This is a genomic window from Rhizobium terrae, assembly GCF_003425685.1.
Lineage (GTDB): Bacteria > Pseudomonadota > Alphaproteobacteria > Rhizobiales > Rhizobiaceae > Neorhizobium > Neorhizobium terrae.
On sequence record NZ_QJKM01000032.1, the window covers coordinates 1 to 20,915 of the forward strand.

A 20,915-nucleotide genomic window follows, 5' to 3' on the forward strand; every position below is an offset into this window, starting at 1 on the left:
AGGTCGCCGGCGACGGTCACGCCGAATTGCTCGACGACGGCGCAATCGAGATCACTTTCGCCTATCACAACGGCGACGAGGCCGTCCTCAAGGCTAAACGAGAGACTTCTTCAACAGCCTGCTAGGGCTGATTGGTGCTGCCACTATTACGAAAGAACGGATGTGCAGCGCATTTCGTAGCCATCCGCAAGCTGAAGTCGCTGCACTGTACGGAAGTGATGCTGAACGGACCCGCCAATTTGCTGAGGATATGGAGGTACCGGCGTGGGACACGGGCCTTGATCGGTTTCTGAAGGGAAATGATCTTGATACGGTCTATATCGCATCGACAAACGATAAACATTGCAACCAGACATAGCGAGTGTGCGGCATTTGGAAATTGCTGCCTGCCGAAAGGATTTCGCGGCTCTGCTGGATGCAACTGATACCAACGAGCGCTGATCATGACTGATGCGCCCATTGGCGATGTCCAATTGACATGATTTTCCACGGCTGCTCGACGAGTTTGTTCCAGGCTCCGCAGCAGTGGGCGACGATATCGTCGTAGTCGTTGAAGATGCGGTTCGACAGCCAGTTGTCTCGCATGAATTGCCAGACGTTCTCTACCGGGTTTAATTCCGGCGATCTCGGAGGCAGGAACAGCAAGGTCATATTGTCTGGGACCTTCAATTTTGGCGTGGTGTGCCAGCCTGCCTGGTCAAGGATGAGGATTGCGTGCGAGCCATTGTCGACGGCGATGCTGATCTCGGCGAGATGCTGCTGCATGGCATCGGTATCGCAATAGGGCAGGACAAGGCCGGCACCCTTTCCCTTCTTCGGGCAGATCGCACCGAAAATATAAGCCCACATCGTGCGCTGGTCGCAGGCAGTAACCGGTCTGGTGCCGCGCCGGGCCCAGCGTCGCGTGATCTTGTTCTTCTGCCCTATTCTGGCTTCGTCGGCCCGCCAGAGTTCTATTGGAGTGCCCGGCGGGATGCGGCTGTGAACTTCCGCCACAGCGGCGGGGAAGCCTTTTTAAAAGCGTCCGCCTCCATCTCGTTTTGCGCATAATGGCGCGGACGGGCCGATAGTTTGGCAAAGCCGAGCGCCTTCAGTTCGCGGCCGACCGTCGTCTCGTCCATCGAGATACGGAACTCCTCGAATATCCACTGCACCAGGTCTTTGCGCCGCCAGCGCACAACACCGTGGATTGCCGGAATGGGGCCGCGTTCAACGATCTTGGCCAGCGCTTGCCGTTGAGTGTCGCTCAGTTTCGATTGGCCACCCGGCGCCTTGCCGTTGATCAAGCCATCAGGGCCGCGTGTATTGAACCGCTCGACCCAATCGCGGACGATCTGCACCGTCACGCTGCCAAGCCGGGCGGCATCCGAGCGCGAACCGCCATCGTAGATCGATGCGAGCGCCAACAGCCGCCGCGCCTGATTGGCATCCTTGGTCTGCCGAGCCAAGAGACACAGTGTAGCGCCATCAAAATCTTGCCGTAACGAAAGTGCCCAACCCATCGCAAACCTCCGGTTTGCAACAACGATTCAGATTCGTCCGGTCTTGGGAAGCCCGACAGAGTCAACAATGATGCTCGTTGGTATGAGGCGGTGATTCTGCTGCTTCGCAACATTCCGCAAAAATAAAGTCACTTGCCAATCGATTGTATTAAGGTTTACAAACGATTGTAGGATGGCACGAGAACATCCATTTGATGGGTACGATATAACGCAAAGGGGAACTAAAATGCAGATCAATAGACGCAATTTCATCGCGGCACCGTTGGCACTGGGAGCATCCAGCCTGGTTTCAAAATACGCTTCGGCGCAAGGCAAGCTGGAAGATACTCTCATTATCCGCACGGCGGGCGGCGAAGAAGAAAAACTCATGATCGAGTATTTCTTCAAACCTTTCTCGAAGGAAACCGGGGTAAACGTCATTCCCGTCTCTAGCTCGTACGGAGAGATGGTCACAAAAGTTAAGGCGATGTTCGCTGCAAAGCGGATCGAATGGGACATCGTCCTGCACCAACAGTCGGATATCGTGCTTCCTGCCAATCAAGACATTATTGTCGATCTTGGAAAAAAGTGCGAAGCATTGCCAAATGTTGCTTCGCAGAATATTCCGGGCGCGTGCCTCCAATACGGTGTTCCCTACAATTACGCTGCACTGGTGTTGACGTACAACACAAAGCATTTTGGCGCCAATCTTCCGAAAACCTACGCGGACTTCTGGGATGTGCAGAAATTCCCGGGTGCACGTGGTATGAACAATGACGGTTCTCCCTGGCGTAATATCATGGGAGCGCTTTTGGCAGATGGCGTAAAGCCATCGGAACTCTTCCCACTCGATGTTGACCGGGCTTTTCGGAAGCTGAACCAGATCAAACCCCATGTTTCGGTCTGGTGGAAAGTCGGGGGCCAGGGCGTCGAGGCTTTCAAATCTGAAACGGTGGTATTCTCGCCCTTGTACACTGGGCAGTCCTTCTTCCTGAAGAGAGCGGGCCTTCCAATCGATTATACGTGGAATGAAGGCCTGATGAACCGATCTGGATATTCTATCCTGAAAGGTGCTCCGCATCCTCGCGCTGCGGCTGCGTTCTTGAATTTCTGGCTTTCTCGTTCAGATGAGCATGGCGAATTCATGAAAAAGGCTGGCTTCCTGACCGGCTATGCGAAGGAAGTGACGCCGAAACTGTCGCCTGAAGAAGTCCATGCTCTCGGCGCCAGCGCAGCGATTCAGGATTCTCTCGTCAAATACGACTGGGATTGGCTCGAGCCGAAGAAGGCCTCGCTCATCAACGACTGGAACAGGTGGCTTGCGTCTTAATTCGTCCGTATGCATCGGCTCAAACACCAGCTTCGGGGTAAGATTACAGTGAATGAATCATTGCGTAAGCAAAATATAGGAAAGCCCGCCGGTCTGACCGGCATGTCCGTACTCATGCAAAATGTTTCGAAATCCTATGGAAGTTTTGAAGCAATCAAGAACGTGTCATTGGACGTAAAAGGCGGTGAGTTTATTTCGCTTCTAGGACCATCCGGTTCAGGGAAGACGACGCTGCTGATGATGTTGGCCGGCTTTGAAGTTCCCAATGGCGGATCCATAAGGATCGGCGACCGGGACATTACCAACCTCCCGCCTAACAAGCGGGAGATTGCCATGGTCTTCCAGAAATATGCTCTTTTCCCTCATCTGAGCGTCAGGCAGAACATAGCGTTTCCGCTCGAGATGCGTGGAGTTGCGAAAGATATTCAAAGCAAAAAAATCCAGGAGGCGCTGACGCTCGTCAAGCTGAATGGATACGAAGAGCGCAAGCCGCATGAGTTGTCGGGCGGACAAGCTCAGCGTGTCGCGCTGGCACGGGCGATCGTCTTCGATCCGAGAGTCATCCTAATGGACGAACCGCTCGGCGCCTTGGACCGCAACCTGCGCCAGCACATGCAGGTCGAGCTCAAACAGCTTCAGCAGAGACTGGGTTCGACGGTCGTCTACGTTACGCACGATCAAGAAGAAGCGCTGACCATGTCAGATCGCATCGCGGTCATGGATAAAGGCCGGATTGCACAAATCGGCTCACCGCAGGATTTGTACCATCGCCCGGAAAATGTGTTCGTGGGCAAATTCATCGGCGAGATGACGCTTCTGTCAGGGACAATCAGCCATGCCGATGATGCTTCTACCATTATCGATTTGGGCGGCGGCGAGAAAATTTCCTGTCGCGCTTTCGAGCAGCGCTTCACCGTCGGCGAAAAGGCCGTGCTCGGTGTACGGCCCGAGGATCTGTCGATCTCGAGGTCTGCGCAACCCTTGAAGGAGGTTAGCGGCACGGTTGTGCACGTGCGCTATAACGGCAGTGCCAGCCTTGTTTCGCTCGAGCACACGTCGGGTGCAGTTATCCTTGTGGCGATCCCGGAGAGGGAACGAGGTACGGCGCCCCAAGTAGGCAGCACCGTCGTTATTTCAATTGATACGGGCAACATTCATCTGTTCAAGTATGAGCAGTGAGGAAGCGACATGTCTTTAACGGAACTTGAAAGAGGTATGAGAGGAGAGCTTCCAAAAAGACTCTCCCTTCTTATGATAATGCCTACCGCAGCACTGTTGATCGGCGTCATCACCTTGCCGACGCTGCTGTTGCTCGCGACAAGCTTTACCTCACCTGAACTCGGGTTTAAAAATTACTATAAAGTCAACGATCCTTTGTACATACTCGTACTTTTTCGCACGATGATCATCGCCGGTGCGACGACGTTTCTTGCCGTATGCCTGGGCTATCCGGTTGCGGTGTTGATCGCCCGGAGTGGTAAGATCGTGGCGGCAGTCGCCATAGCGTGCGTTCTGGTGCCTTTATGGACACCTGTCTTGATCCGTTCATATGCATGGATCATTTTCTTTCAGCCGAACGGATTGGTAAATAGGTATCTGATCGAGAGCCAACTGATAAGCAAGCCTTTGCGCATCCTGTACACGGATGCCGCAGTGGTCATCGCGCTCACGCATGTGATGCTGCCCTACATGGTTTTGCCGATCGCGAATTCCCTCAAGGCAATTTCGCCGGATCTGCCCAAAGCAGCGCAGAACCTCGGCGCTGGAGCGTGGTCGATATTCTGGCGGATCACGCTGCCATTGAGCCTGCCTGGCATTTTCGCAGGTTGCCTCATGGTTTTCGTCCTCACGCTCGGCGCTTATGTGACCCCGGCGCTTCTCGGTGGTCCGTCGACGCTGATGATTTCGACCCTGATCGGGCAGCAAATAACGATCCTTCTGGACTGGCCGTTCGCGGGCGCCCTATCGCTGGTTCTCGTCGTGTTGTCGCTTGGAATAACAGCCGTCTTTCGGCGCCTTCTGAAGCTGGAAAGGGTTGTCGCATATGACTAATGCACGTTTAAGCCTCGGATCGTCCTGGCTTCTGTTCCCGGTTTCATGGGCAATCCTGCTGTTTCTTATATTCCCGACCGTCGTTGTTGTGGTCCTTTCCTTCAGCCCCAGTATCTTTCTTGATTTTCCGCCCAAGTCCTTGTCACTCAAGTGGTTTTACGAGCTTGCGGACGACCCGTCATGGCTGAACTCCGGGCTGTTCTCTCTCAAGATCGCCTTTCTGACAACGATTGTCTCTCTGATCGCGGGCACGGCTGCAGCAATTGCAGTGGTTAGAAGTAATCTCCCCGGAAAACAGCTGTTCATGGCATGCGTTCTGATTCCGCTGATTGTTCCGCACATCGTCGTGGCAATCGCCGTCTATCTTCAGTTCGCGCAATTGGGTCTGGTTGGAAACACATTAGGGTTTGTCCTCGTACATGCGGCTTTGACCGTACCTTACGTCATTCTCATGGTGTCAGCCGCTCTTCAGAGATTGCCCGTCACCTATGAAATGGCCGCCTTGAATTTGGGCGCGACAAGGCAGCAGTGCTTCAGGAAGATCACCCTCCCCCTGATCACCCCTGCTGTTCTTGGATCTGGCGTTCTCGTGTTCGTGACATCCTTCGATGAGAGCGTCGTTTCCTATTTTCTGTCTGGCGTAACTCAGAAGACGATCACGAGAAGGCTTTTTGAAGAAATCGACTACAACATTTCTCCGATCATTGCGGCGGCCTCAACAGCATTCATCATTATAACGGTCGGGCTCATGGCGATGCTGACAATCTTCCGCCGCCGTGAAAGTTAATCATGATTCGTGGCGCGGCATATCCAGTGTGCCTGGATATTTGCTGTATCGCGCATTAACGCAAATCGTCCTCCAAGCCGCAACTGAGCCTCATGATAATTCGTAATGTCCTCATCGTACCGGGAATATCGACATTCGTTCACTACGATATGGCGGCGCAACGGGCCGGTGCCGTCCCGGATGGTTTTTTATATCGTGGGCAACCGGTGACGCCCGGCTTCACGAAGATCGTCCAGCCCGCGGAAATATTGTCGGTCGTTCTTGTATTGGAAGATGGATCGATCGCCCATGGGGATTGCGTCGACGTGACCGCCGGAGGGTTTGCGGGACGCGATCGGGTTTTCCTTCCCCGCGAACATCTCGAACGGGTGGAGCGGGAGCTCTGCCCGCTCCTCATCGGACGCAGTGTCGCCGAGTTTCGCAGCAACCTGAACATTCTTGACGGCGGGAGCGAGGGCGCACCCTTTCATACCGCAATCCGATACGGATTCAGTCAGGCATTGCTTCATGCCACGTCGATTGCGCATCGGGAGCAACTGGTGGAGACGATTACTCGGGAATACGAGCTCGAGGGGGCCGAACTGCCCGCTGCGATCGTTCCCATCAAGGTTACGGTCCCCAGAGAAAATTACGATCTTCATGACAGGATGATCCTCAAGAAAGCCGACCTTCTTCCGCATGCGGAATTCAATGACGTGGATCGGCATGTCGGTAGGGACGGCAGCATTTTCCTGAACTATGTGAGACGGCTCTCCCAGCGAGTTCAGGAAATCGGCGCTGCGGATTACAAGCCGACTTTTCATTTCGACGTCTATGGAACGTTTGCAGATGCGTTTGATTATCGCCTCGACGAGATCGCAGCCTTTCTGGGGAAAATAGAACAAGTCGCCGCGCCTTACCCGGTGCTGATCGAAGCGCCGATCATCGCCAGGACCCAGGAAGAGCAGATAGACCTGTATGCGAAATTGACCGGGATACAGCGGGAGATGGGGATTGGTGTTAGAATCGTGGTCGATGACTGGTGCAACACGCTGGACGACATCGAACGCTTCATGTCTCGCGGAGCGGGCGACATCGTCCAGATCAAGATGCCCGACCTTGGCGGGATCGAGAACTCAATCGAGGCCGCGTTGTATTGCCGGCGCAACCAGTTCAGCTGCTACCTCGGCGGCAGCAATAATGAAACGATGCATTCCGCGAGAATATCAGCGCATATTGCGTTAGCTTGCAGCCCAGAATTCCTATCCGGGCGCCCAGGGATGGGTGGTGATGAAAGTCTCGCTTTCCTTGGCAACGAGATGAGAGTTGCGATGGCCGTCGTCGCATCCTCACGAAAAGAACGTAAGCCTGCATTCTCCAACGACCACTGAAATTGATAAAACTCGCCTTTCAAAAGATGCGCTGACAGCCACGCAATCAGTTCTGCCCGAGACTGCGATCCAGTTGTTCTCATCCACCTTGGAAAGGATGTATCGATGTAAACGAGTGTTCGCCGCGCCTACAGGAGTTCGACCGGCTTCTACATAGCCAGAGTTTAACTCGATATCGATTAGAAGGAAGCCAACCAGTTCCATGCATAGCAATTCGACTTGCGAGCCCACGTCGTTCCAGTCCTTCTCGGCGACATTGGCGGTACAAATGCTCGGTTCTCGATTTTATGCGATGCCGTTTCGGAACCAAAATTTTTTCCGAACGTGCGAACCGCTGATTACGTGAACATCGACGCCGCAATCCTTGATGTCGTAATGCGAACGATCACTGCCGCGGAATGGCCGCGCTCAACCATCTTGGCACTCGTAGGCCCCATCGACGGTGACGAGATCGAACTGACCAATTGCGACTGGGTCGTGCGCCCGAAAGCCTTAATAAGTCGGCCCTGAACAACGGCTAAATTATTGATCTTCTGGCGGTCGGAAGATCTGGAGAAGTATTCAATTTCACCATGAGAACGGTGAGCGCGGCCTTGATGAAGGCACGCCAAAGGGTCAGCTTCGCCAGGATGAGGCGCAGATTGTGACCTGCGGCCACGAGCAGTGCATTGATGGCGTCGCCAACATGCCCGAGAAGGAAGTTGCGGTCCAGCCTGCCATCAGCCTTCATATGGCCGATGGTCGGCTCGATGGCCGATCGTCGTTTCAGCTCCCGTCGCATGGTCGGCGTCAGCCCGCGCCGGCTGTCAGTACCGGATCAATATTCCCCAATAGTGGGCTCTTCCGCAATTTCGGTGCAACTTTCTGAATCCTGTTGATTCAAAACACGAATCAGCAGGAGCATGTGAATGGGAAAGCGCGTTCTACCCTTGATACCATCTTCTCTGGTGTCGATCAGGTTCATCGATCGACAGATGCGGTATCGATCCATTGCCGTTTTCGGTCGATGGGAGCAAAGTGCCCCGATTGCCGCAAGACCTCCTACCGGATTCATAGTTGCTATGATCGACGGCTTTCCGACCTTCCATGGCAAGGACGCTCCGTCACGATAACCGTCAGTGTTCGACGCTTGCGTTGCAGCAACAAGCGATGCCAGAGGCGTATATTCGCCGAGAACGATCGAGACGTGACCTGCCGCTATCGCCGGCGCACCACACGGCTGGAAGATGTTCATCGCAGCATCGGCATGGCATTGGGAGGTGAGGCAGGCATGCGGCTTGTGACCCGTCTTGGCATGCCTGTAAGCGCTGATACGATCCTGCGGATCGTGCGGTCGCAAACAGAGTCCGATGATGAAGCACCTCGTATCCTTGGCGTGGACGACTGGACTTGGCGCCGCGGCCAGCGATATGGAACGATCCTGGTCGACCTCGAGACGAACAATGTCGTGGACCTGCTACCCGATCGTGAGAAGGATACGCTTTCAGAATGGCTTGCCGGCCATCCAAGTGTTGAAATTATCGCTCGCGACAGGGCTGGTGCTTATGCGCGTGGCGCCCGCGAAGGAGCGCCGAAAGCGCAACAAGTCGCCGATCGCTGGCATCTCCTGCGAAATTGTTCCGATGCTTTACAGAATGTCGTCGAGCGGCGTTATCGGCTTATTCGTGATGTTGCGAAAACCCTTACAGCGCAATATTGCGCGCATGGTCACGTCGGCGACGTGAGTGCAAAAGATATGCATCCCGAAAGGCGAGATGGACGGCGACGAAATAATCAGCACAGAAGCCGGCGTGTTCTTTTCGACGAGGTATCCCGACTGAACAGTTTGGGCTGGAGCCAATTGGCGATCAAGCGTGAGCTCGGTGTCGATCTCAAAACCATACGGAAATGGCTGAAAGATAAACGACCGGGAACATGGGAAAGGAAGGCCTTCGCGGAAAATCCCGCCGACGTTCACGCAGACTACGTCCGAAGGCGTTGGCTTCAAGGCTGCCGCAACGCTACCCAGCTCTACCGGGAGGTTTGCGAGAGAGGATATTCCGGGAGAGCGAAGACCTTTCGTCAATGGGTAAAGGTCCGTATGCGTGATGACATTCCCGCTCCGTCGCTTTCAGGCAAGCTGTCCGAGCCAGCCTGGAGCGTACCGTCGCCTCGCAAAACCACCCGTCTCCTGACCGTAGATTCTGAAACTCTTCCGGCGAACGAGAAAGTCTTTGTCGCTACGATCTCTTCCGCCTCGCCGGACATCTCCGTCGCCGCTGACCTGTCGCGCCGCTTCCAATCCCTGGTTTGCAATCGGGATATTGGTGCGCTGCAGCCATGGTTGGACGATGCCGTTACAGGGCCGATGTCATCATTTGCGCGAGGAATCCTTCGCGACATCGAAGCCGTTCGAGCTGCGCTGACCTTGCCTTGGAGTACCGGCCCCGTAGAGGGCAAGATCAACAGACTGAAGTTCATCAAACGATCCATGTACGGACGTGCCGGCATTGATCTCCTTCGCTCCCGGATCATCGGAACATGAGCTGCACCGAAATTGCGGAAGAGCCCAATAGTGCCGTTTGAAACTTCCCCAGGTGCTGCGGCCGCCGGTCTTCCGGGGCGCGCCCCGGAAGACCGGCGGCGCGTCATCGCCGATACTCAGAGGTGGCTCGGTTTGTCTGAACAGTTTCGGGCGTTTCGCTAAGTGGATATCCGCCTCGATTATGCCGCCACCATCATTGGTGCCAGCGCGTTGAAGTAGGCCTGATCCGGCGTCTGCCGGTCAAGGGATGAATGTGGGCGTCGGCTATTGTAAAAGGTCAGATATCGGCCAATGCCGACACGGGCTTCGGACACTGTCTTGTAGGCGTGGAGGTAGACCTCCTCGTATTTGATCGAACGCCAAAGGCGTTCCACGAAGACATTGTCCCGCCAAGCGCCCTTGCCATCCATCGAGATGGCGATTTCGGCTTTCTTCAACACTGCCGTGAAGTCCATCGAGGTGAACTGCGATCCCTGGTCAGTATTGAATATGTCGGGTTTGCCATAACGGGCCAGCGCTTCCTCGACTGCTTCGATGCAGAAGGCTGCTTCCATCGTGATCGACAACCGCCACGACAGAACCCGCCGACTGAACCAGTCCACGACGGCGCAGAGATAGACAAAGCCGCGAGCCATCGGAAGTGGAGTAAGAAGCGCAGATGCGCTTCTCCTCCCCGAACCGTACGTGCACCTTTCAGCGCATACGGCTCTCTGTTCAAGCTTGGCCCATGGCCATAGCAACGTCATGGTAATGCGATGTGATGGTGCTGCGGTCTTCGACCCGGAAGATATATGGATTTTCTTCCGGATTGCGCCACCGGAATTGCGCCTTCGGGCTTGAGACAAGCCGATGTAGCGCTTTTCCGACAGGGCCGCCGCGTTCATTCCGACCAAACACGAGCCAGGTTTTCGCCTTGCCCGGTTCCGGGACCCGGTACCATTTGTGCATCAAGGGTTTGATGCGAGATCGGTACTTGTGTCCCAGCCAATGCGCCATTTTCCAGAACACGACATGGTCGATGCGCCGGAATACGTACGCCGTGAAGTCGGTGAACTTGTAGAACGCCGCCCATCCCACCAACTGGCGGTTCAGGCTGGAGATCATGTCGACCGTACTGACACTATGATTGCCGGAAAGGGTTTCGGTAAGTCTGCGAACAAACCCCTTGGCCTTTTCCTTGGGTATCGTCGTGACGACGGACATCCGTCCGTGTGCCCCTCGCTTGCGAATGATCCGGTGCCCCAGAAAGCCGAAGCCGTCATTGACGTGTGTAACATGGGTCTTTTCCATGTTCAGCGTCAACTTCAACTCACCTTCCAGAAACGCCCGGCACTCCTCGCGGATTTCCTCTGCCTGAGCCTTGGTTCCTTTTACGATCACGACGAAGTCGTCAGCGTATCGCCAATAGGCAACGGCCGGTTTCCATTGCCGGTTCTCTCGAACCGTAATGGGCCTGCCTTGCTGGATGCCGAAGTTCCATGCCTAGCGGTCCTTGCGGGCCTTGTCGCTCAGGTATTTCGCCTCCAGCCACGCATCAAACTCATGGAGCATGATGTTGGACAGGAGCGGTGACAGCACTCCCCGAACGCAAAAGGTAACTTTGCGCGGCCAGCCGCGATTTTCGGTTTGAGGTTGGCGGTCGGCTGCGATCTGGCGGTGTCGTTGGCAGCGATGGGACTGAATGCCGGATCATGATGGTATCGTTGTCGACCAACACTTCCTTGACCAGGAGTCGGACGATTTTCTGGCGCTCGGCAATGTCCAGCGATCCCGCCGATTGGCGCAGCCGCTGAAGGAAGGCGGTCAAGGTTTCGGCCAAGCGTAGGAACGACATCCGGTCGGCAGCTTGATCGACGATCGCTTGCAGTTCGGCGTGCATGGATTGCTCGCGCGTACGAAGTTCCGGCATCCGGCGTCGTAGTTCGTCGAGGGACACGAGATCCTCTTGATAGGCCGTGAGCAGGCGCTCCTTGCTTTTCCCTATCCGTGTCAGTTCGCGTTCGAGGGCCTCCTGGCGCCGCTTCGTCGGTTCGGCAGCACGGGCCGCATTGAGGCGCCGGTCGAGTTCGTCCTGAATGAGTGTGGGGTCTTCGATCAGGCGGATGACTTCCTGCCACACGACCTGATCGAGCAGGTCCTGGCGGATCGGCTTGTTGTCGCACACCGCCCCGCAAAGATGGCGCCATGCGTCCGAGCCAAGGCAGCGGTAGTAATGGATTTTGCGCGCCGAACTGCGGGTCGACGTCCGCGATAGCGCATAGCCGCATTTGCGGCACGAGACCAATCCTTGAACGATGCTGGGCTCGATGGTCCGACGAGGCGCGAAGCGTTTGTTGTCGGCCAGCCGCTCAGCCGCTACCGCGAATGTCTCGTCACTGACGATCGCCGCGACCGGTATCTCGATCCATTCGTCGCGCGGCCGTTCGTGACCGCTGCTCTTTTCCCCATGGACGGCCCGCCCTAACAAGCGAAAAGGCCTCGTCACCTTCTGCCGTGACCCGATCTGCGTCTTGTTAAAGCAAGCAGTTCCCTTGTAGGCGGGGTTGCGCAGCATGGCCCATACGACCGACCGCTCCCAACGCGTCGTCCGCCGGCGTGTCGGCACGCCCATCTCACGCAGCAGCCGGGCAATCGCGCCGATGCTCAGGCCGTCCACCGTATATTTGTCATACACCAGTCGAACGACCTCCGCTTCGGCGGTGTCGATTTCGTAACGTGCGGGCGCATCGCTGGTCTTGCGAATGTAGCGATAACCGAAGGGTGCGCCGCAGAGAACCGAGACTTCCCCGGCCTTGGCGCGATGACGCTTGCCGCGACGGGACCGTTCGAGAATCTGTGCCCGCTCGTACTCGGCGATCATCCCCTGGAACTGCAGCATCAATTGATCTTCCGGCGTATCCGAACGTGGAGCCTTAAGGAAAATCGTCTCAACGCCATGGCGGGCGAATTCCTCCATAAGCAACACCTGGTAGGCATACTTTCGGCTCAATCGGTCCGGCGAGTGGATCAGGATGGCCTGAATGTGCCCCTCTGCGGCCAGATCGCGCAATCGCTCCAGACCAGGTCGCAAAAGGCTGGCGCCGCTGAAGCCTTCATCCTCGATCACCCATTCATCGGGAACGCTGTATCCCTGATCGTGTGCGAACACCACCAGCGCCGCAGTCTGGCTCGCAATCGTGTTCTCCTCCTTCTGCTGCTCGGAGGACACTCTGGCATAGATCGCGGCGGTCTTCATCGCTATACCCCTTCAAACGTGGATTGGCGCCGATAGCACGCATCTGCTCTGGGACCAGGATCCTGTAAACCTGCTCCAGTTTGGTGGCGACAAGACGATCAAAGGCATACTCGAACTGGATATCGCGATCATGGCCACGCCGGTCAACCATGGCCGCCAGCTTCGCCGAGAAACGCTCGCAGCGCCCGGCTGACCATGTCGCTGATCGTCGTCTCCTCCGCGATCGCCCGCGCTCGGATCGAGTTGACCAGACTGGGCGGGAGCTTGAATGTGACCGCCATGTTCGGTTCGGTAACCGGCATCGGATGACTGATCGCCTGAGCCTCCTCGATATATCGATAGGCTTGACGTCGAGATATTGCGAATTGGCGCGACAACGACAACGCAGCCTCCGTCACACTCAGCCCACGCGCGAGTAACCCATGGGCAGCGTTGATCCGTTCGGTCTTCTGCGGTTCGGTCGAGCGCGGCATTTGACATATGTATATTACCTTTTGAGACGCAAATCAAGCACAGAACGAGAACGATCGAACACAATCACCCGATCAAACTCGAAGTTACCTTTTGCGTTCGGGGCGTGAGAACGCCACCTTGCGGAACGCCCTCGCTTGAGGCCGTGAACAGGCCACGGTCAATGTGTCCTGCTTTCAGGAACCGGCAGAGAAGATCGACGAACCGTCCGTCCTGCACCCGTCGCCGCACGCATCTCAGAAGCAGCCGGTGATGGACCGTGTCGAAGGAAACGTCGTCAGACTACCCATCACCATGATCTGCCGACATCGATAGTCGTCAAACGTACAGGGCATGCGTTCGAAGGGCGCGTTCTGTTGGTGCTCCGGCGAATGGTGAGCCGCGGCGTACGGTTGTTACTGGTCGAATTGCCCGATGGCAGTCGCAGCAACATTCCCGAGGCGTGGACAAATATCAGCGACACCACGGAAACTCTTTCCTGCGGCGCCCCCGCGAGCCAGGCAGGCATCTGCCGCATCGCAGATCTTCAGCGTCTTCGCTTTGTGACCGACGCTCTTCTTGAGCGGCGAGATGAGTCGCCGTCCGCTGACAAGGAGAGGCGATATGCAATTGAAGCTGACATTTGTCGAGGAAAACACCAATCGGTCTCCCGAGCCGCCCGCTTGGGAGAAGCTGGACGCCGAAGCGCGTGCAAAGGCGTTGCGCCGGCTGTCCCTGATGATCGCTCACATGCTGACAGCGAGGGGGGCCAGTCATGATTGAACACAGCAAGGTCACCGCCACCCACTTGGCACGGCAAGCCATCGTCTACTTGCGCCAATCGAGCGCGTCGCAGGTGGAGAACAACCGCGAATCGACCGAGCGCCAATACGCTCTTTCCGGCCGGGCGCGTGAACTGGGCTGGCCTGCCGAGCGCATCCTGGTCATCGACGAGGATCTCGGCCTGTCCGGCTCCGGCAGTGTCATGCGATCCGGTTTCGCCCGATTGACGAGCGAGGTCGCACTGGCCCGGGTCGGCATCGTGCTCGGCCTTGAGGTCTCGCGGTTGGCGCGTAACAATGCGGACTGGCATCGGTTGATCGAATTGGCGGGCTTGACCGACACGTTGATTGGCGACGCCGACGGGATTTATCACCCAGCTTTGTTCAACGACAGGCTTTTGCTCGGTTTGAAGGGTGCCATGAGCGAGGCGGAATTGCATGTCCTGCGCGCCCGACTGGACGGTGGCATCCGTAACAAGGCGGCGCGCGGCGAATTGCGCCGCGGATTGCCTGTCGGCTTCGTCTGGGGCGAGGACGACGGTGAGATCCTGATGCATCCTGACGAAGCGGTCGCCCATGTCATCCGCTCGATCTTCGCCCGCTTTGCCGAACTAGGCTCAGCGCGCCGCGTCTGGCTGTGGCTACGGGCACAAGATATAAAGTTCCCACTGCGCCTCGGCGAACATCAGGATCTGCGCTGGAGCGAGGCAAGCTATCATGCTGTTCACGCTGTTCTCGCCAATCCGGTCTATGCGGGTGCGTATGTTTATGGCAAGAATCGTCATGAGACCGTGCTCGACGAAACCGGTGCACGGCGCAAACGGGTGCGCAAATTGCCAAGGGACGAATGGCAGGTGCTGATCAAGGATCACCATCCGGGTTATATTGACTGGCCGACTTTTGAGGCCAACCAGCAACGCATGGGGGCCAATACCCAGCCCCGACCGCATTCCGACACCCGCGGGCATTCTGCTGGCGCAGTTCGCGAAGGGACCGCGCTGCTCCAGGGTATTGCTTGCTGTGGCCATTGCGGACGACGGTTGCGCACCCACTACCGCGGCCGCAACGCGGCGCCCGGCTATCATTGCGCTGGCAAGATCCTCGTCGAAGGCCGGGGCGTTTATTGCCTCAATGTCGGCGGCGTGCAGATCGATGAAGCCGTGGTCGCGGCATTCCTGGAGGCGCTTAAGCCGGCGCGACTCGCCGCCACGATCGAAGCCGCCGAACGCCTGGAAAGCGACCGTGAAGCGGCTCTCAAGCAATGGCGGCTTGACGTGGAGCGGGCGCAGTTCGCCGTCAACCGCACTGAGCGCCGCTATCGCGCTGTCGATCCCGACAATCGCCTGGTCGCACGCGCGCTGGAGCGGGAGTGGGAGGAGGCCCTGCGTGCCCTGGAGGCGGCCAAGACGGAGCTGGTACAGCGAGAGGCGACGCGTCCGCGCCCGCTCTCGCCCAGGGAGAGAGAGAACCTGCTCACCCTTGAAGTCGATCTGGCGAGCGTTTGGCATGCGCCTTCAACGACATCACGCGATCATAAGGAACTGCTGCGCACGCTGATCGAGGAAGTCTCCCTCCATGCCGATCGCGACAAGGCATGTGCACGTTTGATGCTCCGCTGGAAAGGTGGGGCAACCAGTCATCTCGACGTCGCGTTGCCGCGCTCACGCCCTGCAACGGTTCGTACCGACGAAGACACTCTGACGCTGTTACGGCGACTGGCACCTCTCTACCCGGACGCCGTTATAGCCGGCATTCTCAACCGTCAGGGCCGCCAAACAGCGCGCGGGCACCGGTTCGACGCCAATCGTGTCGGCAATTTGCGGCGTCACTGGAATATTCCCATCTGCAGGGCCCAATCGCCAACCACAGACGGCGACGTTCTGACTATCCATCAGGCAGCCAGCGTCCTTGGTGTGGCGCCCTCAACGCTTCACCGCCACCTGAACGACGGCCTCATTCGAGGCGAACAGATCACGCCCGGCGCGCCCTGGCGCATCCGGCTGACCAGCGAACTCAAGGCCCGCTTCCTCACGACGCCCGGCGACGGTTTCGAACCCATCCGCGATGCCATGGATACGCTCGGGCTTTCCCGCCAAAGTCTGTTGCAGCGAGTTAAATGCGGTGAGCTGGAAGCCGCCCACCTCATCCGTGGACAGAGAAAAGGTTTATGGATCAAGACCATAGATCACAATCCCACCCTCTTCGAACACATGCCATGAACCTGGGGGTATTATGAAAGTCGATCCAAGTAGCTGGCCAGATCACCTTCGATGATCCAGCGGCCCCTCGTCGTGTCGACTCCATCCTGAAGCTGTATCTTCACGGTGCGGACGGCATGATGCACGCTCCGTTCCGGCCGGAAGCCATAGGATAAGCGATGGAAATCGCTTTCCCAGATCGGCTCCATGGCCATCAGCATGGCACGCTGGACGATCCGGTCGGTCAGGGTCGGAATACCTAGCGGTCGTAGCTTGCCGTTCGATTTCGGGATATAGATGCGCTTGACCGGCTGGGGGCGATAACTCTCCTCCAGCAGGCTTGTCCGCAGGTCGTCCAGATGCTGATCCAGTTTGACCTGCAGTCGTTGCTTGTCCATTCCGTCGATGCCCGGCGTTCGTGCGCCGCTTGACGCAAGAACCATCCGGGCGGCCTCGGCAAGCCAGTCCCGATTGGCAATCAGCCGAAGAAGCCGATCAAATCTTCGGTTCGGATCGCTCTCGGCCCATGTTGCAAGCTTGTGCTGCATTTCGCTGATTATCAAAGGTCTTCACCTCGTTCGGTCAGATAGTTTGCACTTCAAGCAGTTTGAACTGTTCCCCTTCGCCATGTGGCAAGCTTTCCTGCCGCGGACTACTACGAGAACTCCGCCAGCATGATGGACATCAGGGTCAACTCCCTTGCGATGCAGAACATCGTTGGCATTCCATCATGCCTTCCCTCGTTCATATGCTGGACGTTTGCGTATTGGTGAGGCTGCCGGTCGCAGTCTTTTCCCTTGCTTTCCGCAAGTCGATGCCAATGCCATGGTCTGGCTGCATTCTCCCCATGGCCCCTTGCGAGCTTCCTACATCTACGCTCGCCTTTGGATGCATGCCGGCATACGTGTCCGGCGTTATCATCAGCATTCCGCCTGTTAAGCCGTGTAGGCGGAGGCGACATTCCAGCCCTCAGATGCGGGTGAACCGGTTCGTGTTCCTCAACCTTCCAATACTTCAGCCTCGGGAACCATCTCGGCGTAACGGCTTCGCCTCAATCCCCTTTACCTGCGGGCTACGTCACCCTGCCAGTTGACGGCAGGTTACCGCCGCTTCGGCTCATGTCCCCTCGCAGCAGGGAACAGGCAAATACTCATATCCTCCTTTCTCTTTTGCATTCCAGTCATATGCCTCCCCGACTGGGGCGAGGCGCACCATACGTTATATCCATTGCCCAGACCTGGTTGGGTCGGGTGACCGCCAGCTTTCGCAGGAGGTAGGGATAAATTTTGTGCCCTGGCGCTGGTTTGGAGGTGTTCGGGCGGCGATAGATCGCCTCGATACCCATCTTCTTCATCAGCGTGGCGACGTGTAGCCGCCCAGCTTCCAGCCCTTCTCCTCTCAAGAGCCCTTGCAACATCCGACTTCCCGCGAACGGGTAGTCGAGATGCAGTTCGTCAATCCGGCGCATAAGGGCCAGATCGCCGTCAGACACCGGACGAGGCAGATAGTAGACGCTGCCACGGCTGAAGCCGAGAAGCTTCGCCTGGCGCACGACGGATAGCTTGTGCTCGCGGTCGATCATTTCTTTCCGCCCAGCAATCCCGCCTTGCCGAGCGCACCGGACAAAAAATCGTTCTCCAGTGTCAGTTCGCCGATTTTGGCGTGCAGCGTTTTGACATCGACGGTCGGGCCCGTTGGCTCCGCTTTCGTTTCATCGCCGAACACACCCGTCGCACCCTCAAGGAGCTGGTCTTTCCACTGTTTGATCTGGTTGGCATGCACATCGAACTGCTGGGACAATTCCACCAGCGTCTGCTCACCTCGGATGGCGGCGAGCGCCACCTTGGCCTTGAAAGCCGGGCTGTGGTTCCGGCGCGGTCGTCTCGTCATGGTATCTCCTGTTCCCGGCATCTAAGCCGAAGTCAGGCAGAAATTCCACTTATCCTCCCTGTGCAGATTTCCCAAGCCACCTCTCTCCTTCTGATGGTCGGAAGGGGGATGTTGGTGATCAAGCTGAGGGAGACGATCATGATCCTGGATCTGCATCAGCAGGGCCTGACGGTGTCGGCTATTTCCAGAGAAACGGGCATCGACCGCAAGACGGTGCGCAAATACATTGAACGAGGCCTTGAGGCTCCGGCCTATGGTCCAAGAAAGCCTCGGGCAACAGTCATCGACCCGTTTGCTCCATATCTTCGGGAACGGGTAAAATGGGCTTGTCGCAAACGATTCAGCACAATGAAACTATCCCGTGAGCGGCTGCATTTTCACGCTTTGTTAACTTTTTGAAGTCCGAAGAGGCGCGCGAGCAGGTCGTTCTGATCGTTGACGGTCCAATCGCCGGAAAAGCCGAAGCCCTTCTTCAGCCAGAGCATGGCTTCGAACCCAGCGATTGTTCGCCGCGCCGTTTTGAAGGACTGGAAGCCGCCGATCTTTGGCATGTTTTTCTTCACCCGAAAATGGTCGCTCTCGATGCGTTGCTGGAGATGCTTGGTGACGTAGTGCACGGGATCAGGGTGAAGCAATCCGTCGTCAACCGATGTTGTGATCGCGGATGGGAAGGTGTTGGCACCGTCTGTACCGATTTTCTGCGGCGACATCAGAGGCTCATCCTTCAACATTTTGCGGAAGAATCGCTTGGCGGCATCGATGTCGCGCTTTGCGGTGAGCAGGAAGTCGATCAGGTTTCCGTGCTTGTCGATGGCGCGGTACAGATAGCGCCACTTGCCGCGGATCTTGACGTAGGTTCGTCGATCCCGACGGAGCCGCAATGCGGACGGCGAAACTGGCGCAGCCGTTTCTCGATCAAAGGCGCATAGGCGAGGACCCAGCGGTTGATCGTGCTGTGATCCACTTGGAAGCCGCGCTCGCGGAACATCTCTTCCAGGTCACGGTAGCTCAGCGGATAGCGCAAGTACCAAGTCATCGCCTGCACGATCAGCCATGCCTCGAAATGCCGTCCTTTGAAATCATCCGTCGGTTGGCGCTTCAGCTTCTCGGCAATGGCATTTAGAATCATCGCTACGCTCCGCTACAGGGGGCGGAACTTCTCAAGGTTTGGTCAACACCTCGTTAACCACGAAAATTTGCGACACGCCCCATATCCGTCAATTACGATACGAAGTAATCAATAACCATATAAATTAATTAACATGTGAACAAGAAACAGACATGCATACGTTTCTTTTTACAAACGTATGCATTCTACACTCACATATATCCTGAGGGGCAACCCTAACCCTAACCCTAACCCTAACCCTAACCCTAACCCTAACCCTAACCCTAACTGCAAAGGTAACTGTAATCCTAGCCCTGAACGTAAACCCAAACATAGGGTAATCGCGGCGCGATCTCCTAGGCCATTTTCTCAATTGATGCTGGTAGGGGTGGTTGCCCCCGATAAGATGGGGAATACGGGCTCTCGATTGGAACCGGGCCCAAACATCATTCGTTGGAGGCAACCATGAACCAGTATATCGGACTCGACATTTCCTTGAAAGACACCGCGATCTCAATTCGGTAAGACGGCAAACGCATCTGGCGCGGCAGGTGCCCTTCGGACCCCAAGCTTCTGGCGAGGATGATCCGCATGCACGCGCCGCACGCAAGGCGCGTTGTCTTCGAGGCCGGGCCGTTGTCGACGTGGTTCTATCACGCCCTGACGGCCGAGAGGATGCCGGCGATCTGTATCGAGGCTCGACATGCGCAAAAGGTTTTGAACGAGACGCTTAACAAGACCGATGCCAATGATGCGGACGGGTTGGCGCAACTGGCGGAAGCCGGCTTCTACAAGGTCGTCCGGGTTAAGGCATTCGACAGTATGCTGACGCGCACGCTGGTCGGGCACGCAATCAGCTCCTGAGCATCTCCGTCCAGCTCAGCAACCAGGTTCGCGGCCTGATGAAGACGTTCGGCCTCATTGTCCCGAAGGGAACAGGCCGCGTGTTCGACGGCCATGTGAAGGCACTGCTGGATGGCAATGACGACCTGGCACGGATCATATTGCCCCTGCTCGATGCCTGGCGCGACATACGCAGGCGCGCGGCCGAACTTGACCGCCAGTTGCTCGCGATGGCGCGTCAGAGCCAGGCTGTGAAGCGTCTGATGACGATTCCGGGTATCGGCACTATTACGGCCGTCTCCTACGTTGCGGCTATTGAAGACCCGGACCACTTCAGAACATCGCGTTCGGTGGGCGCTTGGCTCGGGCTGACGACGCGACGATATCAGTCCGGTGAAGTCGACTATGACGGCCATATCTCGCATCGGGGCGATAACCGTTTGCGAGGTTTGCTCTACGAAGCGGCAACGGTACTCTTGACGACAACTGGCGCCAGGGCCGAGTGCCGCCTCAAGGCCTGGGGGCTGAAGCTGCGCGAGCGGCTGGGCTTCAAGCGCGCCGCGGTGGCAGTTGCCGGCAAGCTCGCGGTCATCATGCACAGCATGCTCAAGACAGAAGAAGTGTTCAACGTATCGGCTGGCGCCACCGCATAAGCTAAGTATCAGCCTCCTTCTATCAGCGCGTCAACTCGACTTGAGGCGTTGAGCGTCCCTGCTGCGGACGTGGGTTCGATCATTCCGTTACTCAGGCGGCAGCTCATTTGAGACTGCGTCTCAAACATAGGAAGATCCTACCTGCGAAGACCCATTATGCGGCAGCATTTACCGACCGCGGAGACAACCCTGCTCCCGGCACTGGACCGCTC

14 protein-coding genes and 7 pseudogenes are annotated in these 20,915 nt (G+C 56.9%); 12 read left to right on the forward strand and 9 right to left on the reverse strand.

Annotated features, from left to right (window positions below; all coding sequences use genetic code 11):
- The first annotated feature begins 130 nt into the window (after window positions 1–130).
- Entirely contained in the window at window positions 131–358 is a 228-nt protein-coding gene (locus DMO26_RS35125) for a Gfo/Idh/MocA family oxidoreductase (protein WP_226951487.1), read from the forward strand.
- An 83-nt stretch (window positions 359–441) separates the two neighbouring features.
- Here DMO26_RS35125 and DMO26_RS31720 read toward each other — a convergent pair.
- A protein-coding gene (locus DMO26_RS31720; RefSeq protein WP_117196285.1) for an IS630 family transposase occupies window positions 442–1,502 on the reverse strand; the annotation gives its coding sequence in 2 pieces (ribosomal slippage) (window positions 442–1,010 and window positions 1,010–1,502; 1,062 coding nt in all).
- 226 nt (window positions 1,503–1,728) lie between these two features.
- Between DMO26_RS31720 and DMO26_RS31725 the strand changes: the two genes are divergently transcribed.
- From DMO26_RS31725 to DMO26_RS31750, 6 genes and pseudogenes are all read left to right on the forward strand, one after another.
- Complete coding sequence (locus DMO26_RS31725; RefSeq protein ID WP_162895160.1) at window positions 1,729–2,811, forward strand: extracellular solute-binding protein; 1,083 nt, start codon at window positions 1,729–1,731, stop codon at window positions 2,809–2,811.
- Window positions 2,812–2,859: 48 nt separating this feature from the next.
- Complete coding sequence (locus DMO26_RS31730) at window positions 2,860–3,990, forward strand: ABC transporter ATP-binding protein (protein WP_226951486.1); 1,131 nt, start codon at window positions 2,860–2,862, stop codon at window positions 3,988–3,990.
- Window positions 3,991–3,999: 9 nt separating this feature from the next.
- Window positions 4,000–4,863 carry an ABC transporter permease gene (locus DMO26_RS31735; RefSeq protein WP_117196287.1) on the forward strand — a complete coding sequence of 288 codons (864 nt, stop codon included), beginning with the start codon at window positions 4,000–4,002 and terminating at the stop codon, window positions 4,861–4,863.
- Entirely contained in the window at window positions 4,856–5,650 is a 795-nt protein-coding gene (locus DMO26_RS31740) for an ABC transporter permease (RefSeq protein ID WP_117196288.1), read from the forward strand. Before DMO26_RS31735 ends, DMO26_RS31740 begins: the two co-directional genes overlap by 8 nt.
- 92 nt (window positions 5,651–5,742) lie before the next feature.
- Entirely contained in the window at window positions 5,743–7,020 is a 1,278-nt protein-coding gene (locus tag DMO26_RS31745) for a methylaspartate ammonia-lyase (RefSeq protein WP_117196289.1), read from the forward strand.
- 219 nt (window positions 7,021–7,239) lie between these two features.
- Window positions 7,240–7,521 (forward strand): annotated as a pseudogene (locus DMO26_RS31750) (glucokinase); the annotation flags it as partial.
- Between the two features lie 16 nt (window positions 7,522–7,537).
- Here the strand turns inward: DMO26_RS31750 and DMO26_RS31755 are convergent.
- Window positions 7,538–7,822, reverse strand: a pseudogene (locus tag DMO26_RS31755) (transposase); the annotation flags it as partial.
- Window positions 7,823–8,026: 204 nt separating this feature from the next.
- Here DMO26_RS31755 and DMO26_RS31760 point away from each other — a divergent pair.
- Window positions 8,027–9,544, forward strand: a complete 1,518-nt coding sequence (locus DMO26_RS31760) for an ISL3 family transposase (protein ID WP_117196291.1) — start codon at window positions 8,027–8,029, stop codon at window positions 9,542–9,544.
- A gap of 179 nt (window positions 9,545–9,723) precedes the next feature.
- Here DMO26_RS31760 and DMO26_RS31765 read toward each other — a convergent pair.
- The 4 genes and pseudogenes from DMO26_RS31765 to DMO26_RS31780 form a co-directional block, all read right to left on the reverse strand.
- Window positions 9,724–10,194 (reverse strand): annotated as a pseudogene (locus tag DMO26_RS31765) (transposase); the annotation flags it as partial.
- A gap of 64 nt (window positions 10,195–10,258) precedes the next feature.
- The gene (locus DMO26_RS31770; RefSeq protein ID WP_450088448.1) at window positions 10,259–11,011 is read right to left on the reverse strand and encodes a group II intron maturase-specific domain-containing protein; all 753 of its coding nucleotides are present in this window, start codon (window positions 11,009–11,011) and stop codon (window positions 10,259–10,261) included.
- Window positions 11,012–11,084: 73 nt separating this feature from the next.
- Window positions 11,085–12,779, reverse strand: coding sequence for a recombinase family protein (locus DMO26_RS31775; RefSeq protein WP_117196292.1), 1,695 nt, complete (start codon window positions 12,777–12,779; stop codon window positions 11,085–11,087).
- A 143-nt stretch (window positions 12,780–12,922) separates the two neighbouring features.
- Window positions 12,923–13,252, reverse strand: coding sequence for a hypothetical protein (locus tag DMO26_RS31780; RefSeq protein ID WP_117196293.1), 330 nt, complete (start codon window positions 13,250–13,252; stop codon window positions 12,923–12,925).
- 601 nt (window positions 13,253–13,853) lie between these two features.
- Here DMO26_RS31780 and DMO26_RS34015 point away from each other — a divergent pair.
- Together DMO26_RS34015 and DMO26_RS31790 are read left to right on the forward strand one after the other, a co-directional pair.
- Window positions 13,854–14,012 (forward strand): hypothetical protein, encoded by a 159-nt coding sequence (locus tag DMO26_RS34015; RefSeq protein ID WP_162895162.1) that lies wholly within the window; start codon window positions 13,854–13,856, stop codon window positions 14,010–14,012.
- Window positions 14,005–16,230, forward strand: coding sequence for a recombinase family protein (locus DMO26_RS31790; RefSeq protein ID WP_117196294.1), 2,226 nt, complete (start codon window positions 14,005–14,007; stop codon window positions 16,228–16,230). The genes DMO26_RS34015 and DMO26_RS31790 overlap by 8 nt, the downstream gene beginning before the upstream one ends.
- Before the next feature lie 11 nt (window positions 16,231–16,241).
- On the opposite strand, the gene DMO26_RS31795 is transcribed toward DMO26_RS31790, so the two are convergent.
- On the reverse strand, window positions 16,242–16,772 hold the full coding sequence (locus tag DMO26_RS31795) for a reverse transcriptase domain-containing protein (protein WP_264319383.1): 531 nt from the start codon (window positions 16,770–16,772) through the stop codon (window positions 16,242–16,244).
- Window positions 16,773–17,422: 650 nt separating this feature from the next.
- Window positions 17,423–18,099, reverse strand: a pseudogene (locus DMO26_RS31805) (IS3 family transposase); the annotation flags it as partial.
- Window positions 18,100–18,207: 108 nt separating this feature from the next.
- Here DMO26_RS31805 and DMO26_RS31810 point away from each other — a divergent pair.
- Window positions 18,208–18,420, forward strand: a pseudogene (locus DMO26_RS31810) (helix-turn-helix domain-containing protein); the annotation flags it as partial.
- A 56-nt stretch (window positions 18,421–18,476) separates the two neighbouring features.
- Here DMO26_RS31810 and DMO26_RS31815 read toward each other — a convergent pair.
- Window positions 18,477–19,228, reverse strand: a pseudogene (locus DMO26_RS31815) (IS6 family transposase).
- Between the two features lie 444 nt (window positions 19,229–19,672).
- Between DMO26_RS31815 and DMO26_RS31825 the strand changes: the two are divergent.
- Window positions 19,673–20,703 (forward strand): annotated as a pseudogene (locus tag DMO26_RS31825) (IS110 family transposase).
- Window positions 20,704–20,915 lie beyond the last annotated feature (212 nt).

Coding starts and splice junctions, on each gene's coding strand:
- DMO26_RS31725 (WP_162895160.1), top strand. CDS start 1,729: ATGCAGATCAATAGACGCAATTTCATCGCGGCACCGTTGGCACTGGGA.
- DMO26_RS31735 (WP_117196287.1), top strand. CDS start 4,000: ATGTCTTTAACGGAACTTGAAAGAGGTATGAGAGGAGAGCTTCCAAAA.
- DMO26_RS31740 (WP_117196288.1), top strand. CDS start 4,856: ATGACTAATGCACGTTTAAGCCTCGGATCGTCCTGGCTTCTGTTCCCG.
- DMO26_RS31745 (WP_117196289.1), top strand. CDS start 5,743: ATGATAATTCGTAATGTCCTCATCGTACCGGGAATATCGACATTCGTT.
- DMO26_RS31760 (WP_117196291.1), top strand. CDS start 8,027: ATGGGAGCAAAGTGCCCCGATTGCCGCAAGACCTCCTACCGGATTCAT.
- DMO26_RS31775 (WP_117196292.1), bottom strand. CDS start 12,779: ATGAAGACCGCCGCGATCTATGCCAGAGTGTCCTCCGAGCAGCAGAAG.
- DMO26_RS31780 (WP_117196293.1), bottom strand. CDS start 13,252: ATGCCGCGCTCGACCGAACCGCAGAAGACCGAACGGATCAACGCTGCC.
- DMO26_RS34015 (WP_162895162.1), top strand. CDS start 13,854: ATGCAATTGAAGCTGACATTTGTCGAGGAAAACACCAATCGGTCTCCC.
- DMO26_RS31790 (WP_117196294.1), top strand. CDS start 14,005: ATGATTGAACACAGCAAGGTCACCGCCACCCACTTGGCACGGCAAGCC.